Origin of the sequence: Delftia lacustris (assembly GCF_040267515.1) — a bacterium.
GTDB lineage: Bacteria > Pseudomonadota > Gammaproteobacteria > Burkholderiales > Burkholderiaceae_C > Comamonas > Comamonas tsuruhatensis.
In genome coordinates this window covers 1670118-1685566 of the sequence record NZ_CP141274.1, presented here as the reverse complement: position 1 = coordinate 1685566, position 15449 = coordinate 1670118, and the positions used below count along the sequence as shown (strand labels likewise).

The 15449-nt window shown below is 64.8% G+C and carries 15 protein-coding genes; all 15 read right to left on the bottom strand.

The annotated features are described in order from the left end of the window. Positions 1-5 precede the first annotated feature (5 nt). The 15 genes from U6958_RS09075 to fabF all read right to left on the bottom strand — a co-directional run bounded on the left by U6958_RS09075 (position 6) and on the right by fabF (position 15448). The gene (locus tag U6958_RS09075) at positions 6-665 is read right to left on the bottom strand and encodes a cold shock and DUF1294 domain-containing protein (RefSeq protein WP_016451183.1); all 660 of its coding nucleotides are present in this window, start codon (positions 663-665) and stop codon (positions 6-8) included. A 7-nt stretch (positions 666-672) separates the two neighbouring features. Then, complete coding sequence (locus U6958_RS09070) at positions 673-1770, bottom strand: 6-phosphofructokinase (RefSeq protein ID WP_016447781.1); 1098 nt, start codon at positions 1768-1770, stop codon at positions 673-675. A 109-nt stretch (positions 1771-1879) separates the two neighbouring features. Then, positions 1880-2971 (bottom strand): beta-N-acetylhexosaminidase, encoded by a 1092-nt coding sequence (gene nagZ, locus U6958_RS09065; protein ID WP_016451181.1) that lies wholly within the window; start codon positions 2969-2971, stop codon positions 1880-1882. Between the two features lie 49 nt (positions 2972-3020). Beyond that, complete coding sequence (gene acpS / locus U6958_RS09060; protein ID WP_016447783.1) at positions 3021-3416, bottom strand: holo-ACP synthase; 396 nt, start codon at positions 3414-3416, stop codon at positions 3021-3023. 20 nt (positions 3417-3436) lie between these two features. Further along, positions 3437-4210 carry a pyridoxine 5'-phosphate synthase gene (locus U6958_RS09055; protein WP_016447784.1) on the bottom strand — a complete coding sequence of 258 codons (774 nt, stop codon included), beginning with the start codon at positions 4208-4210 and terminating at the stop codon, positions 3437-3439. Then, entirely contained in the window at positions 4207-4977 is a 771-nt protein-coding gene (gene recO / locus U6958_RS09050; protein WP_016451180.1) for a DNA repair protein RecO, read from the bottom strand. Before recO ends, U6958_RS09055 begins: the two co-directional genes overlap by 4 nt. A gap of 27 nt (positions 4978-5004) precedes the next feature. Further along, a complete protein-coding gene (era, locus tag U6958_RS09045) occupies positions 5005-6039 on the bottom strand; it encodes a GTPase Era (RefSeq protein ID WP_047326616.1) in 1035 nt (344 codons plus the stop codon). Beyond that, entirely contained in the window at positions 6036-6719 is a 684-nt protein-coding gene (gene rnc, locus U6958_RS09040; protein WP_012207060.1) for a ribonuclease III, read from the bottom strand. Before rnc ends, era begins: the two co-directional genes overlap by 4 nt. Continuing rightward, positions 6720-7082, bottom strand: a complete 363-nt coding sequence (locus tag U6958_RS09035; RefSeq protein ID WP_016451179.1) for a DUF4845 domain-containing protein — start codon at positions 7080-7082, stop codon at positions 6720-6722. A 70-nt stretch (positions 7083-7152) separates the two neighbouring features. Beyond that, entirely contained in the window at positions 7153-8130 is a 978-nt protein-coding gene (gene lepB / locus U6958_RS09030; RefSeq protein WP_016451178.1) for a signal peptidase I, read from the bottom strand. Further along, on the bottom strand, positions 8130-9938 hold the full coding sequence (gene lepA / locus U6958_RS09025; RefSeq protein WP_016447789.1) for a translation elongation factor 4: 1809 nt from the start codon (positions 9936-9938) through the stop codon (positions 8130-8132). Before lepA ends, lepB begins: the two co-directional genes overlap by 1 nt. Before the next feature lie 429 nt (positions 9939-10367). Beyond that, the gene (locus U6958_RS09020) at positions 10368-11837 is read right to left on the bottom strand and encodes a DegQ family serine endoprotease (RefSeq protein ID WP_026062374.1); all 1470 of its coding nucleotides are present in this window, start codon (positions 11835-11837) and stop codon (positions 10368-10370) included. 305 nt (positions 11838-12142) lie between these two features. Further along, positions 12143-12856 carry a sigma-E factor negative regulatory protein gene (locus U6958_RS09015; RefSeq protein ID WP_074921128.1) on the bottom strand — a complete coding sequence of 238 codons (714 nt, stop codon included), beginning with the start codon at positions 12854-12856 and terminating at the stop codon, positions 12143-12145. Between the two features lie 73 nt (positions 12857-12929). After that, positions 12930-13559: an RNA polymerase sigma factor RpoE gene (gene rpoE / locus U6958_RS09010; protein ID WP_016447792.1), complete on the bottom strand. Its 630-nt coding sequence runs from the start codon at positions 13557-13559 to the stop codon at positions 12930-12932. 644 nt (positions 13560-14203) lie between these two features. Further along, positions 14204-15448: a beta-ketoacyl-ACP synthase II gene (fabF, locus tag U6958_RS09005; RefSeq protein WP_016447793.1), complete on the bottom strand. Its 1245-nt coding sequence runs from the start codon at positions 15446-15448 to the stop codon at positions 14204-14206. Position 15449: the final 1 nt, after the last annotated feature.

The following is a 15449-nucleotide window of genomic DNA, read 5'->3' as shown; positions in this document are numbered from 1 at the left end:
GGTCTTCAGAAGATGCCGGGTGCCAGAGCCCGCAACGGCGCACCCGCCGGTGACAGCAGCCAGGCCAGCAGGCCGCAGTTGATCCCCACGGTGATCCAGAACACCAACTGGAACGAGGCCTTGCTGGACTTGTGCCGCAGCAGCCCTTGCGCGAGCAACGCGCCAGGCCAGCCGCCCAGCAGCGCCAGCAGGTGCAGGCGGCCTTCGCTGGTACGCCAGCGGTCGTGCACGGCGGCGGACTTGTCGAATCCGTAGACCATGAAGGTCACCAGGCTTGCCGCCGCATACAGGCCGACCAGTGCCCAGGGCATGCGGCCAATCCAGGCAACGGCCATCAGCACGCAGAAGAAGGCAGCGGCCAGCCCCACTGCCACCTGGCCTCGCACAGTTGACTGAGGCCGCGAGGACATGCCGGCACGGCGTCGCCGCGCAGGCTGCGGATGGCCGCTCCTGGACTCGCCAATGAAGGCGACATCCTGGGCGCGCCATTTCCCCTGGGCGTTGCGGCCGGGCACGTAGCTGACGCGCTCGCCGCCCTCGGGCCTGCGGCGGCGATCGGTGAAGGACTTGATGTGGACAAAGACCGGCGCCCCGCCGCCATCGGGCTCGATGAAGCCGAAGCCCTGCTCGTCCTTCCAGCCGGTGATGCGCCCCTGTTGCCGCATGGCGGGCTCAGTGGCGGCCAGCGGCGGCCGGCGACGCAGCAGGCTTGCGGGGCTCGCCCAGGCAAATGCCTATGTCGCGCGCCATGGTGAGCAGGCCGTGGTCCAGCGGCACGGTGCGCTGGGTGTTGGCCACGCGTGAGATTTCCACGCTGCCGATCTGCCCGCCCTGCAGCGTGACCATGCGCCCAAAGCCGCCGGACAGCACCAGCTGCGCCGCATGGTGGCCGTACTGGGTGGCCAGCACGCGGTCAAAGGGAGTGGGGTCGCCGCCGCGTTGCACATGGCCCAGCACCGTGGTGCGCACCTCGCTCCTGAGATGGGGCTGCAGGCGCTCGCGCAGCACATGGCCGACGCCGCCCAGGCGTACGGGGTCCGGGCTTTGCTCTATGCGCTCACGCACCGTGAGGCTGGCACCGCTTTCCTTGGCGCCCTCGCCGATGCAGATGATGGTGTAGCGCTGGCGCTGCTCGCGCATGCGGCAGAAATCCACGATGGCCTGCAGGTCGTAGTCGATCTCGGGCAGCAGGATGACGTCGGCCGCACCGGCAATGCCGGCCTCCAGCGCCAGCCATCCGGCATGGCGTCCCATGGTCTCGACGATCATCACGCGGTGGTGGCTGTTGGCTGTGCTCTCGATGCGGCGCAGCGCCTCGGTGGCCGTGGCCACGGCGGTGTCGAAGCCAAAGCTGCGCTCGCAATTGGCAATGTCGTTGTCTATGGTCTTGGGCACGCCCACGCAGGTCAGGCCCACCTGTTCGGCCAGGCCATGCGCCAGGCTCATGGTGCCGTCGCCGCCGATGGCCACCACCACGTCCAGTCCCAGCGCCCGGACGTTGCGACCCACATGCTCCAGCGTGGCCTCATCGCGCAGGGGATTGGCGCTGTTGCTGGTGCCCAGGATGGTGCCGCCCACATGCAGGATGCCCGAGACCTCGTCCCAGCCCAGGGGCTTGACGCCGGGCGGGTCGAGCATCAGGCCCTCGAAGCCGTCGGCAATGCCCAGCACCTCGCACTGGCCGTGGTTGATCAGGGACTTGGTGACCGCACGGATCACCGCATTCAGGCCGGGGCAATCGCCACCTCCGGTCAGCACGCCAACGCGCATGGGAAAACTCTCCTGTGAAAACACTTGGCGTGCGCGTCCTCCATGGCCCGCACAGCCTTTGCAAGGCCCGCCAGCCCTCAGCCGGCCAGCCGCTGCGCTCGTCAATCCATCAAGGCAGCAGGTCCAGCGCCTGGAGGTAGGCCGGCTGGCGCATGAGATCGTCCCAGGGCTGGGGCACGGTCTCCGGCAGCAGGGCCAGGCGGCGCGATTCGCTGTCGGCATCGGGCTGCCAGCGGCCACTGCGCTGCGCGGCCTCCATGCCGGCCAGCAGCTCGTCCACATGCTCGCCCAGGCCCAGGCTCTGGTTGCACAGCAGCACCATGTCGCAGCCGGCCTCCAGCGCGGCCAGGGCTGCGTCGGTGTAGCCGATGAGTTGCCCGTCGATGCGGCGCGCGCCCTCCATGCTCAGGTCATCGCTGAAGATGGCGCCGTCGTAGCGCAGGCGGCTGCGCAGGATGTCCTTGAGCCACTTGGCGGAAAAACCGGCCGGGCGCCTGTCGACCTTGGGGTAGATCACATGGGCCGGCATCACGGCCGTGAGCACGCTGGACAGCCAGGGATAGGGCGCGGCATCCTCGCCCAGGATGGCGGTGAGGCTGCGGCCATCGACCGGAATGTCCACATGCGAATCGGCCTTGACGAAGCCGTGGCCGGGAAAGTGCTTGCCGCAGTTGCCCATGCCGGCCTGCAGCAGGCCGTGCATGAGGCTGCGGGCCAGCGCCGCCACCACGCGCGGGTCGCGGTGGAAGCTGCGGTCGCCGATGACGCTGCTGGCACCATAGTCAAGGTCCAGCACCGGGGTGAAGCTGAAATCCACGCCGCAGGCGCGCAGTTCGGTGCCCAGCACGTAGCCGGCCGCCGTGGCGGCGTTCATGGCAGCCAGGGCGCCGCTGCCTTCGCGCTGCCTGCTGCCCTTGCCGTCGTCCATCCACATCTGGCCGAAGGCGCGCATGGGCGGCAGATGCGTGAATCCGTCGGCACGAAAACGCTGCACGCGCCCGCCCTCGTGGTCCACGCAGATCAGCAGGTCGGCTTTGACGCCCTTGATATCGGCGCACAGCTGCACCAGTTGCTCGCGGCTTTCCCAGTTGCGGGCGAAGAGGATGATGCCGCCGACCAGCGGATGCGCCAGGCGCCGGCGGTCCGCGTCGGTGAGCGCCTTGCCGGCGATGTCGATGATCAGGGGTGCGTGCTCGGTCATGCTATGAATCCTGTGGAGTCAAAAAAGCCAGCGCTGCGCCGGCCGGGTGTCAGGCGCGGCGCTCGACCACGCAGAAGCTGGCCGCGTAGTCGCTCTCGTCGGTCACGGACAGGTGAACCTGCAGGTTCCGTGCCTCGAACCATTCCTTGAGCGCGCCGTGCAGCACGATGGCTGGCTGGCCACTGGGCAGCTTGACGACCTCGCAGCTGCGCCAGGTCATGGGCATGACCATGCCCATGCCTATGGCCTTGGAAAAGGCCTCCTTGGCGGAAAAGCGCGTGGCGACGAAGCGGATGCCGCGCTCGGGCCAGCGCGCGCGGCGGGCTCGCCAGGTGGACAGTTCGCCTTCGGCCAGCACCTTCTCGGCGAAACGGTCGCCATGGCGCTCCAGGCTGGCGCGGATGCGGCGCACGTCGCAGATGTCGGTACCGATGCCGTAGATCATGGATTCGCTCCGCGAAAGCTTCAGGCGCGCGCCGCCATGCCCTGGTCTATGCACTGCTGGTAGGCGCGCACGGTTTGGGCGTAGCCCAGCTCCAGCGCGTCGGCGATCAGCGCATGGCCGATGGAGACTTCGAGCAGGCCCGGCACGCGCGCCACGAAGGCGGCCAGGTTGTCGCGGCTGAGGTCATGGCCGGCATTGATGCCCAGCCCGGCGTCCAGCGCAGCCTGGGCCGCCGCCGCGTAGGCCTGCAGTTGAACTTCCTGGTCTGCCGTGCCCCAGGCGGCCGCATAGGGCTCGGTGTACAGCTCGACCCGGTCGGCGCCCGCGGCGCGCGCAGCGGCCATCTGTGCGGGAACCGGGTCCATGAACAGGCTGACGCGCACGCCGAGTTGGCGGCATTCGGCGATCAGCGGCTTCAGGCGCTCGGCATCCTGCGGGAAGTTCCAGCCATGGTCGCTGGTGAACTGGTCCTCGCTGTCGGGCACGAAGGTGGCCTGATGCGGGCGCGTGGCCCGGATGAAGTCCATCAGGTTCTGCGTCGGGTTGCCCTCGATGTTGAACTCCGCCTGCGGCCAATGCTTCATCAGCGCATGCAGTTCATAGACATCTTCGCTGCGGATATGGCGCTGGTCGGGACGCGGATGGATGGTGATGCCCTGGGCACCGGCCTCCAGGCAGATGCGCGCGGCGCGCGTCACGCTGGGAATGCCCAGATGGCGCGTGTTGCGCAGCAGCGCAACCTTGTTGACATTGACCGACAGCGCCGTGCGCTGCGAAGCGTGGGAAAGATTCATAGCGATTGCAGATCCATCATCAGCTGGCGGGTGCGCAGCATGGGACTGCCGCAATGGTATTGCAGCAAGGCCCTCAGTTGGGGCTTGAGGGCCAGCGCCGCCTCGGGCTGGGCCACCACATGCAGTGTGGCGTTGAAGGCCTGCCGAGCCTGCAGCGCGCTTTCAATGGCCTGCCACTGCGCAGCGCCCAGCACGGCGCGCTCGCCCTGCAGCGCCGGGCGCAGGCCGCCTTCGGCCACCAGCGCATAGCGACGCCCCTCGGCCAGCGGCGCCAGCGTGGCGCTTTCCTCATTCAAGGCAGGCAGATGGCCCAATTCGCGCAGCAGCAGCAGCTCGAAGGTGCGCAGCACGGGCTCGATGGCATCGCCATGCTGGCCTGCCAGCACGCGCACCACACCGGCATAGATGTCGAACAGCGCCGCGTAGGGATCGTCGCGCGCCAGCAGGCGCATCAGCAGCTCGTTGAGGTACAGGCCCGACAGCAGGGCGTCACCCTGGGGCATGACATGCCCGCCCACCCACTCTGCGCCCTTGAGGGTATGGATCTCGCCATTGCCCTCGCCGCCCAGGCTGTAGCTCAGGCTCAGCGGCTGCAGCGGCAGCAGCACGGGGCGAAAGTTCGAGGTCGGCCGCTTGACGCCCTTGGCCGCCAGCGCCACGCGGCCCCGGTGACGCGTGAAGACCTCAAGGATCAAGCTGGACTCGCTCCAGTCGTAGCTGTGCAGGACGAAGGCCGGCTCGTCCGAGACACGCTTGGCGCTAGCCATGGACCCAGGGCCTTGCGGTAAGGGTGCTCACTCGTAGCCGAACGAACGCACGCGGGCTTCGTCGTCGGCCCAGCCGGAGCGGACCTTGACCCAGACTTCGAGGAAGACCTTGGCATCCATGAGCTTTTCCAGCTCCTGGCGCGCCTCGGTGCTGATGCGCTTGAGGCGCTCGCCCTTCTCTCCGATGATCATGGCCTTGTGGCCGTCGCGTTCGACCACGATGGTGGCCGCCACGCGGATGAAACGCTTGTGCTGCTTGCTGGCCTCTTCCTCGAACTTGTCGATGACCACCGTGGAGGTGTAGGGCAGCTCGTCGCCCGTGAATCGGAACAGCTTCTCGCGCACGGTCTCCGAGGCGAGGAACTTCTCGCTGCGGTCGGTCAGCTCGTCGGCGGCGTACATCCAGTCCTGCTCGGGCAGGTACTTCTCGCAGATGCCGAACAGGCGTTCGATGTCTCCCTTGTTCTTGGCCGACATGGGCACGAATTCGGCGAACGGATGGCGCTCCTGCATGCCCTTGAGCCAGGGTGCGATCTCGGCACGGCGGCCCACGGTGTCCAGCTTGTTGGCAATCAGCAGCGTGGGGATGCCAGGCTTGAACAGCGACAGCACCTTGGCATCGGCCAGCGTGAACTGGCCGGCTTCCACGACGAACAGGATCAGGTCCACGTCGCCGATGGCGCCCATCACGGTCTTGTTGAGCGACTTGTTCAGTGCCGTGCTGTGCTTGGTCTGGAAACCCGGCGTATCGACAAAGATGAACTGCGTCGCGGCGCGCGTGCGAATGCCCGTGATGCGGTGGCGCGTGGTCTGCGCCTTGCGCGAGGTGATGCTGATCTTCTGGCCCACCAGCGCATTCATCAGCGTGGACTTGCCCACATTGGGCTTGCCGACGATGGCGATCAGGCCGCAGCGCTGCGGGCCGGTCGGCACCTCGGGTGCCGGGGTGTCATCAGCAGCGGATGCCGTGCGAGCTGCGCCAGCGCCGGGCTTGGCCGCAGCCAGCAGGGCGTCGAGTTCGGCGGCGGTCTGTGTCGGCGCCGGGGGTTTGTCTTGGTTCATGCGTGTCTTGCTTTCAATAGTTCCAGCATGGCTGTGGCAGCCGTCTGCTCGGCGGCCCTGCGCGAGGCACCCGTTCCCCGGGCCTGCAGTTGCAACTCGGCAATCGCGCAGGCCACCTCGAAGGTCTGGCGATGGGCGGCGCCCGTGGTGGCAACCACTTCGTACTGCGGCAGCTTCATGCGCCGCCCCTGCAGCCATTCCTGCAGGGCCGTCTTCGCATCCTTTTCGGCTGCGCGCATGTGGGGGTTGATGTCCACGCCCTCGAAGAGATGGTGTACCACCTTCTCGCCCGCAGCGTAGCCGGCGTCCAGATACACTGCGCCGATCAGGGCCTCGACCGCATCGGCCAGGATGGAGGGGCGTTGCTTGCCGCCCGACTTGGATTCGCCTTCGCCCAGGCGCAGCAGATCGGGCAACTGCAGCCTCAGCGCGATCTGGTGCAGCGTGCCTTCCTTGACCAGGTTGGCGCGCACGCGGGACAGATCGCCCTCGGGCATGGAACTGAGCCGCTGGTAGAGCAGGCTGGAAATGGCAAGATTCAGCACCGAGTCGCCGAGGAATTCCAGGCGCTCGTTGTTGTCTGCCGAGAAACTGCGGTGCGTGACGGCACGCTGCAGCAATGCAGGCTCGGCAAATTGATGCTGCAGCCTCAGCTGCAGCGCATTCAGTAAGGGAGGCACCTATTGGGTCTGCTTCTTAAAACGGTAAGTCAGGTAGGCGGGGCCCACGAGATGGATCTCGCGCGAATATTCGAACCCCACCACCACACGGTCATTGATTTTGGTCACCTCGAGGTCTGCGCCCTTCACGGATGTGAAGTCATCAATGGCGGCGGAACGCTCGAAGCTGGCCTTGACCTCGGCCACGGAATTGCCTTCGCGGGCCGCCTTGTTGGCGGCCTTGACGATGGCCTGATACTCCAGGAAGACCGGCACTGATTGTGCGCCCACGGCCACCACACCCACGCCCAGGGCAATCACAAACACCAGTCCCAGAAAGGACAGACCGCGCTGGCGCGAACGCCGGTTGTTCGATGTCAACATGCTTTTTCCTCCTCCGATGTGAATCCCTCGCGCATGCCTGGGGGCATCTGGCCCTCAGGCATGCATGTGATCAATGGAAGCCGCCGATGCGCTTGAAATCCCCGAAGTTCATCCAGACGAAGAAGGCCCGGCCAACGATGTTCTTGTCGGGCACAAAGCCCCAGTATCGGGAATCCAGCGAATTGTCGCGGTTGTCGCCCATCATGAAGTACTGGCCCTCGGGCACCTTGCAGGTGATGCCTTCGACGCTGTAGCGGCAGTTCTCGCGGAACTCGAAGCCGCTGGCACCCTGGATGAATGCGGGCACGTCCTGGTTCACGATCATGCGGTGCGGCTTGTCGCCCAGCGACTCCTCGTACTGCTTGAAGTAGCGCATCGCGTCCTTGTCGAAGAAGTCAGGCAGTTCGCTGACCGGGACTTCCTTGCCATTGACCGTCAGCCGCTTGTTCAGATAGGAGATCTCGTCACCCGGCAGGCCCACCACGCGCTTGATGTAGTCCAGGCTGGGTTGCGGAGGATAGCGGAACACCACCACATCGCCGCGCTGCAGCGGCTGGCCCTGGGTGATCTTGGTGTTGATCACCGGCAGGCGCACGCCGTAGGTGAACTTGTTCACCAGGATCAGGTCGCCCACGAGCAGCGTGGGGATCATGGAGCCCGAGGGAATCTTGAACGGCTCGAACAGGAACGAGCGCAGGACAAAGACGATGGCGATCACGGGGAACAGGCCCGCGGTCCAGTCCAGCCACCAGGGCTGCATGAGGATGCGGCCCTTGGCCTCTTCCGACACCTCGATGTCGGTCTTGGCGATGCCCATGCGGTCGAGTTCTGCGCGGCGCGCCACGGCAGCCTCCTCGATGGCCACGGCGGCGCGGCGGCGGCGGGGCAGGAAATACAGCCGTTCGGCCACCCAGTACAGGCCCGTGACCACGGTGGCCAGGAACAGCAGCAACGCGAAGTTGCCCTCGATGAAGCCCGTGTACCAGGCGCCGATATAGCCCACGAAAGCCGCCAGCACGACGGCCGTAATCCATTGCATGGCTTGCATCAATCCTCCACTTGCAAGATGGCCAGGAAGGCCTCCTGAGGCACTTCCACCGAACCGATCTGCTTCATGCGCTTCTTGCCGGCCTTTTGCTTCTCCAGCAGCTTGCGCTTGCGGGTGATGTCGCCGCCATAGCACTTGGCCAGCACGTTCTTGCGCATGGCCTTGACGGTTTCCCGAGCAATGATGTTGGCCCCGATGGCGGCCTGGATGGCCACGTCGAACATCTGGCGGCTGATGATCTCGCGCATCTTCGCCACCACGGCCCGGCCGCGGTACGTGGCCTGGGAGCGGTGCACGATGATGGACAGCGCATCGACCTTCTCGCCGTTGAGCAGGATGTCCACCTTGACCACGTCGGAGGCGCGGTACTCCTTGAACTCGTAGTCCATGGAGGCATAGCCGCGCGAGACCGACTTGAGCTTGTCGAAGAAGTCCAGCACGATCTCGCCCAGCGGCATCTCATAGGTCAGCATCACCTGGCGACCGTGGTACTGCATGTTGATCTGCACGCCACGCTTCTGGTTGGCCAGCGTCATCACCGGGCCCACATAGTCCTGGGGCATGTACAGGTGGACGGTGACGATGGGCTCGCGCACCTCCTCGATACGGCCGGCATCGGGCATCTTGGACGGGTTCTCGACCTGGATGACCTCGCCATCGCCCTTGACCACTTCGTAGACCACGCTGGGCGCGGTGGTGATCAGGTCCTGGTCGAATTCGCGCTCCAGGCGCTCCTGCACGATTTCCATGTGCAGCAGGCCCAGGAAGCCGCAGCGAAAGCCGAAGCCCAGCGCCTGAGAGACTTCAGGCTCGAACTGCAGGGACGAATCGTTGAGCTGCAGCTTTTCCAGCGCATCGCGCAGCTGGTCATATTCGCTGGCTTCGGTGGGGTACAGACCCGCGAACACCTGGGGCTTGATTTCCTTGAAGCCGGGCAGGGCTTCGGTGGCAGGGCCCAGATTGTTGGGAAGCTTCTTTTCCAGCGTGATGGTGTCGCCCACCTTGGCTGCCTTGAGCTCCTTGATGCCGGCGATGATGTAGCCCACCTCGCCGGCGCGCAGCGCGTCGCGCGGCACGTCGGCCGGAGTGAACACGCCCAGGTTGTTGGCTTCGTAGGCAGCGCCCGAAGCCATCATCTTGAAGCGCTCGCCACGCTTGAGTTCACCATCGACCACGCGCACCAGCATCACGACGCCCACGTAAGTGTCGAACCAGCTGTCGATGATCATGGCGCGCAGTTGGCCATTGGGATTGCCCTTGGGCGGCGGCACCTTGGCAACCACGGCCTCCAGGATCTCGTCGATGCCCATGCCGGTCTTGGCCGAGCAGGGAATGGCATCGCTGGCATCGATGCCGATGACGTCCTCGATCTCGGCCTTGGCGTTGTCGGGGTCGGCCTGCGGCAGATCCATCTTGTTGAGAACGGCCGTCACTTCCACGCCGAGATCCAGCGCGGTATAGCAGTTGGCCACGGTCTGTGCCTCTACGCCCTGAGAGGCGTCCACCACCAGCAGCGCTCCCTCGCAGGCCGACAGGGAGCGCGAGACTTCGTACGAGAAGTCCACGTGGCCGGGCGTGTCGATGAGGTTGAGGTTGTAGACCTGACCATCCTTGGCCTTGTACTGCAGGGCAGCCGTCTGCGCCTTGATGGTGATGCCGCGCTCTTTCTCGATATCCATCGAGTCCAGCACCTGGGCTTCCATGTCACGGTCAGCCAGGCCTCCGCAACGCTGGATCAGGCGGTCGGCCAGCGTCGACTTGCCATGGTCGATGTGCGCAATGATGGAAAAATTTCTGATGTGGTTCATCAACGAGAAGGACTGCTAGTGAAAGTGGAAAACGACAGGGTCGGCGCGCAAGAAAAAAGGGCGCGTCCATGAACGACGCGCCCCGAACCAACAATCTCTGGCAACTGCGATAGTTGGGACTTTATTGTAGGCAAAAAGGGCTGGAAACCAAGCCCTGACAAGGCCTGCAAAGCTCCGGGCTTGATCTGTCACAATTATTTATCAACAGTTTATCAACAGACCCGACAAGCCATTTCTAGCCCGTCGATCACCGGATAGTGCGGTGCTTTTGCACCGCAACAATCCTCTTTGAAAACAGGTTTCTGACGCCTTGAGCCGTCACGCTTTGGTGGGGCATTTTACCCAATGCCCCAAGGGGCATGGGCAGGCCTTGGTCCGGATTCCGAGGGTATTCCCCAGGACCCCGAAAAACCGGCCTGCTCCAGCCCCTCAGCGGGCAGGACGGATGAGCACGTACTGAGCCCATTCGCCGCGGCGCACCAGAAGGTTCACCGGCTTGCTCTTGTCCACCTTGGCCAGCGTGGCCTCGAAGCTCTTGAGCCCCGTGATCTCGACATTGGCCAGTTGCAGGATCACATCACCTTCGCGCAGGCCTGCGCGTGCTGCCGCCTCGACAGCGGCCGTCACGCGGACACCGCCCTTGATGCCCAATTCCCTTTTCTGGGCATCCGTGAGTTCGGCCAGCGTCAGGCCCAGCGACTGGGAGACCAGGGTGCTGCCCTTGCCTGCAGCCTTTGCCTGGGGAGCGCCATCGGGCTCGACTTCGGCGATCACCATGGTCAGATCCTTGGCGGCTCCGCGGCGGAATACCGTGATGGTGCTGCGCGTTCCGGGCTTGGTATTGCCCACCAGACGCGGCAGGTCGGCGACCTTCTCAATGGCCTTCCCATCGAACTTGATGATCACGTCACCCGCCTCGACGCCGGCCTTGGCGGCTGGGGAATCGGGTTCCACGGCAGAGACCAGCGCACCCTGAGCCTTGCCCAGGCCGATGGATTCGGCAATGTCCTTGGTGACCTGCCCGATTTGCACGCCGATGCGCCCTCGCGTGACCTTGCCGGTGGCGCGCAGTTGGTCGCTGACGCGTACGGCCTCGTCGATCGGAATCGCGAAGCTGATCCCCATGAAACCGCCGGAACGCGAATAGATCTGGCTATTGATGCCCACGACCTCGCCGCGCATGTTCAGCAACGGGCCGCCCGAGTTGCCGGGATTGATGGCCACATCGGTCTGGATGAAGGGCAGATAGTCTCCCGTGTCGCGCTGCTTGGCGCTGACGATGCCTGCGGTGACCGAGTTGTCGAGGCCGAAGGGCGATCCGATGGCCATCACCCACTCACCGACCTTGAGACGGTTCACGTCGCCGATCTTCACGGCGGGCAGTCCGGTGGCATCGATCTTGACCACAGCCACGTCGGTGCGCTTGTCGCTGCCCACGATCTTGGCCTTGAACTCACGCTTGTCGGTCAGCGTGACGATGACCTCGTCAGCGCCTTCGACCACGTGGGCATTGGTCATCACAAAGCCGTCCGCCGTCAGGATGAAGCCCGACCCCACGCCACGCGGCTGCTCCTCGTCAGGCTGTGAACGCGGCTGGGGGCGTTGGCGCGGCACATTGGGCACGGGCAGGCCGAAGCGGCGGAAGAACTCGAGCATGTCCTCATCCATGCCCAGCGCCTCGGCAGAGTTGGCCGACGCCTTCTCCAACGTACGGATGTTGACCACGGAAGGCCCTACCTGCTCGACCAGGTCGGTGAAGTCCGGCAGACCCCGCACCACGGCACCGCTTTGCGCATGAGCGGCACTCACCGGCACCAGCATTGAGGCGCTGCCAGCAGCCAGCGCCAGAACGCCTGCCAGTGTGCAGGACTGCAGCGTCTTCCATCGAACTGTGGTCATGGTGATCCTTTCCTTCTCAATCATTGTGTTGCCCCCGTGCCCATTGCGCCCGGGCGGCCTGTTCAGATACGCGGTGCCGACTTGCATCTCGGACGAACGCCACATTCTGGCGCAGTCCCGGCATGCACCGGCCAGACGATGGCTCAGAAGCCTGAAAGACGCTGTTAGTTCCCGAATCGGCAGCATGCATGCGGCGCGAACCGCCGTGCATGGGCCACAAATGACTGCACCCGCGTCCATTTCAATGCCGAACGGCTGGACGCGGGTGCAAAAGAAGGCAGGAGAGTCATGCTCTCCTGCGGGATTCAGCGCTGGTTCGCGCGCGGTGCCGAGGCGAAGTTGGCATTGCGCAGGAAGCTGGCCGGCATCTGCAACGTGGCCGGACCACTGTATTGCGGATGGGAGGCCAGCAGCGCATCCAGGCGCGGATCACGCAGCATGACGCTTTGGCCGTAAGGGCCTGCCACAGCCACCACCGAAGAGGATTGGGCCGTATCTCCGAGAGGGAAGTCCTGGGCATTTCCAGCGACAGCAGCCGCTGCAGGCGCCCCCGTTTCAAGGGCGGCCAATGCCCGGCCCGGCGCCGCGCCGGGGCCTGCAGGCGCGCCGACCATCACGCTCCAGCCAATGGCAGCCACGGCCGCCACGGACGCAAAACCCGCAGCCATCTTCCAGCGGAATACCGACGCATTGGCTGCATCGTGCAGCGGCGCGCCATTGACGACGGCCCTGCCGTGCGCCGGGCGCGCGACCTGCTCCAGCTCGTCTGCGGCGACGGGAACCAGGGGGCGGCGCGGCTCATTGGCCAACTGGGAGCGGATTCCGGAAAGCAGATCGTGCCGGCTGTGGTGCGCCAGCTCAGGAGAGCGCAGCACATCGCCCACCAGGTGGTACATGCGCCATTCCTGCTGGCCTGCATCGCTTTGCGCATAGGCCAGCGCGGCCTGCAGCTCCGCGGCAGAGAGTTCGCCATCAGCCAATGCCGACAATTGTTCGCGCTTCGTCAGATCGTCATTCATGATCAATCACCTGCCTGTCTGCTCTGAGACCCTGTACCCAAAAAATGCGCCACCCGATGGCCATCACCCGTTGCTACCACCGCTTGCCAGACTGGCGCTCCAGCAAAGGCTTGACTCTCGCTGAAATCGCTTCGCGTGCACGGAAGATGCGTGAACGCACGGTGCCTATGGGACAACCCATGGCGTTCGAGATTTCCTCGTAGCTCAGGCCTTCGATTTCCCGCAACGTGACGGCTTGACGGAGATCTTCGGGCAAGGCCTCCATGGCGGCATTGACTGCCTGGGCAATCTCCTGGGCCGCCAGGATCGTTTCGGGTGTTTCTTCGGTGGTTAGTTCCTGGCTGAGCCGGGAAGTTTCATCATCGTCATCCCCGTTGTGTAACGCGCTTTCGGTGATCAGCGGCGAGCGCTTCATGTCCAGCAGCGCCTTCTTGGCGGTATTCACGGCGATGCGATACAGCCAGGTGTAGAACTGGGCATCACCCCGGAACTGGTGCAGCGCCCGATAGGCCCGGATGAAGGTTTCCTGCGCAATGTCAGGCACCAGGTCCACGTCGCGCACCATGCGGCCAATGAGGCGCTCGATGCGGCGCTGGTACTTGATGACCAGCAGCTCGAAGGCCCGCATGTCTCCTGCGTTGGTGCGCTCGACCAGAGCCAGGTCGCTGTCGGCAGAAGAAGGCGGGAATTCGGGAGGCGTCATGAAATCGGTGAAGACGGGCCGTGGCGGCCCTGGCGCAGTCACTGCGCGCGTTCTGTAGGTCTGGGCGGGAAATATACAGCACGCCGCAAATCACCCCAGGTTTCAGGACTCTGCCTGTAAGACAGCAGCAGCCAGCGGGAGCTTCGCCAGCGCAAAGACCCCGTCGAAACGGGTCTGGCCTGCGCCCATAGCCATTGACCACCGTCAGCGCGCACCTGCAGCAGCACCGGCTGCGCATCGTGGGCAGCGGCTGCCTCACCAAGCCACCACTGCGCGCCATCCCATGCAACAAAGCCTCTGCCCAGGGCGCGCCATCCATGCCACATGCCTGTAGCTGCAACCAGAGAACCCGTGACAGCCACGACGGCAGGTCCCCATCCGGACTGTAGATCAAGCGCCCACGCCAGCAAAAGCATGGCCGCCAGCAGCCAAAGCGCGCACAGGCATGCGACCGACCCCCGTGGTGGATTCAGCGGATGGCGGACTGCGGGCGGGGCATGGCGTGACGTCATGCCTGCAGTGTCGCAAAACCGCAGCATGTCTGACATGCGTTCCACCCCTGCCGGACGCGCCCTGACCCATGGGAGAAATAAAAAAGCCCGCTCCCTTGCGGGGCGGGCTTTTCATGGTGAGGTGTGCAGGCCTCAGATTCGCTTGAACACCAGCGTTCCGTTGGTGCCGCCGAACCCGAAGTTGTTTTTCACTGCCACTTCGATCTTCGCATCCCGTGCCGTGTTGGCGCAGTAGTCGAGATCGCACTCGGGATCCTGGTTGTCCAGATTGATGGTCGGGGGAATCTTCTGCTCGTGCAGTGCCAGCACGGTGAAGACGCTCTCGATGCCGCCAGCGCCACCCAGCAGGTGACCGGTCATGGACTTGGTCGAGCTGACAACGATTTTCTTGGCGTGATCGCCCAGAGCCGCCTTGATGGCATTGGTCTCGTTGAGGTCGCCCAGCGGCGTGGATGTGCCGTGCGCATTCAGATAATCGATCTGGTCGGCGTTGATGCCGGCGTTGCGCAGAGCTGACAGCATGGCGCGGCGCGGGCCGTCCATGTTGGGCGCCGTCATGTGGCCGGCATCGGCACTCATGCCGTAGCCGCACAGTTCAGCATAGATCTTGGCACCGCGGGCCTTGGCATGCTCGTACTCTTCCAGCACCAGCACGCCTGCACCTTCACCCAGCACAAAGCCGTCGCGGTCCTTGTCCCAGGGACGCGAGGCGGCCTTGGGATCATCATTGCGCGTGGACAGTGCGCGCATGGCGGCAAAGCCGCCGACGCCCAGCGGGGAGACCGTGGCTTCCGTGCCACCAGCCACCACCACATCGGCATCGCCGTATTCGATCATGCGTCCTGCTTCGCCTATGCAGTGCAGCCCGGTCGTGCAGGCAGTCACCACGGCGAGATTCGGCCCCTTGAAGCCAAACCGCATGGACACATGGCCAGCCACCATGTTGATGATGGAGGCAGGCACGAAGAACGGCGTGATGCGGCGCGGTCCGCGCGCAGCCAGTTCTGCGTGGGTGTTCTCGATCAGCGGCAAGCCGCCGATGCCCGAACCGATCACACAGCCGATGCGCGTAGCCAGATCATCCGACAAGGCCTCGCCCGTGGGCAGACCTGAGTCCTGCACGGCTTGCGCCGCAGCAGCGATGCCGTAATGGATGAAGGTGTCCATGGAGCGCGCATCCTTGGCGCTCATGTACGACTCCACATCGAATCCCTTGACCTCGCCCGCAATCTTGCAGGCAAAGTTCGAGGCATCGAACTTGGTGATGAGGTCAATGCCGGACTGGCCGGCCAAAAGATTGGCCCAGGCGTCGCCCACCGTGTTACCCACGGGGGAGATGCAACCCAGGCCGGTCACGACAACGCGACGACGGCTCATG

Coding starts and splice junctions, on each gene's coding strand:
- U6958_RS09070 (WP_016447781.1), bottom strand. CDS start 1,770: ATGCGCGTTGGCGTGCTGACCGGAGGTGGCGATTGCCCCGGCCTGAAT.
- fabF (WP_016447793.1), bottom strand. CDS start 15,448: ATGAGCCGTCGTCGCGTTGTCGTGACCGGCCTGGGTTGCATCTCCCCC.
- nagZ (WP_016451181.1), bottom strand. CDS start 2,971: ATGACCGAGCACGCACCCCTGATCATCGACATCGCCGGCAAGGCGCTC.
- U6958_RS09020 (WP_026062374.1), bottom strand. CDS start 11,837: ATGACCACAGTTCGATGGAAGACGCTGCAGTCCTGCACACTGGCAGGC.
- U6958_RS09015 (WP_074921128.1), bottom strand. CDS start 12,856: ATGAATGACGATCTGACGAAGCGCGAACAATTGTCGGCATTGGCTGAT.
- U6958_RS09055 (WP_016447784.1), bottom strand. CDS start 4,210: ATGAATCTTTCCCACGCTTCGCAGCGCACGGCGCTGTCGGTCAATGTC.
- lepA (WP_016447789.1), bottom strand. CDS start 9,938: ATGAACCACATCAGAAATTTTTCCATCATTGCGCACATCGACCATGGC.
- rpoE (WP_016447792.1), bottom strand. CDS start 13,559: ATGACGCCTCCCGAATTCCCGCCTTCTTCTGCCGACAGCGACCTGGCT.
- recO (WP_016451180.1), bottom strand. CDS start 4,977: ATGGCTAGCGCCAAGCGTGTCTCGGACGAGCCGGCCTTCGTCCTGCAC.
- lepB (WP_016451178.1), bottom strand. CDS start 8,130: ATGCAAGCCATGCAATGGATTACGGCCGTCGTGCTGGCGGCTTTCGTG.
- era (WP_047326616.1), bottom strand. CDS start 6,039: ATGAACCAAGACAAACCCCCGGCGCCGACACAGACCGCCGCCGAACTC.
- U6958_RS09075 (WP_016451183.1), bottom strand. CDS start 665: ATGCGGCAACAGGGGCGCATCACCGGCTGGAAGGACGAGCAGGGCTTC.
- acpS (WP_016447783.1), bottom strand. CDS start 3,416: ATGATCTACGGCATCGGTACCGACATCTGCGACGTGCGCCGCATCCGC.
- U6958_RS09035 (WP_016451179.1), bottom strand. CDS start 7,082: ATGTTGACATCGAACAACCGGCGTTCGCGCCAGCGCGGTCTGTCCTTT.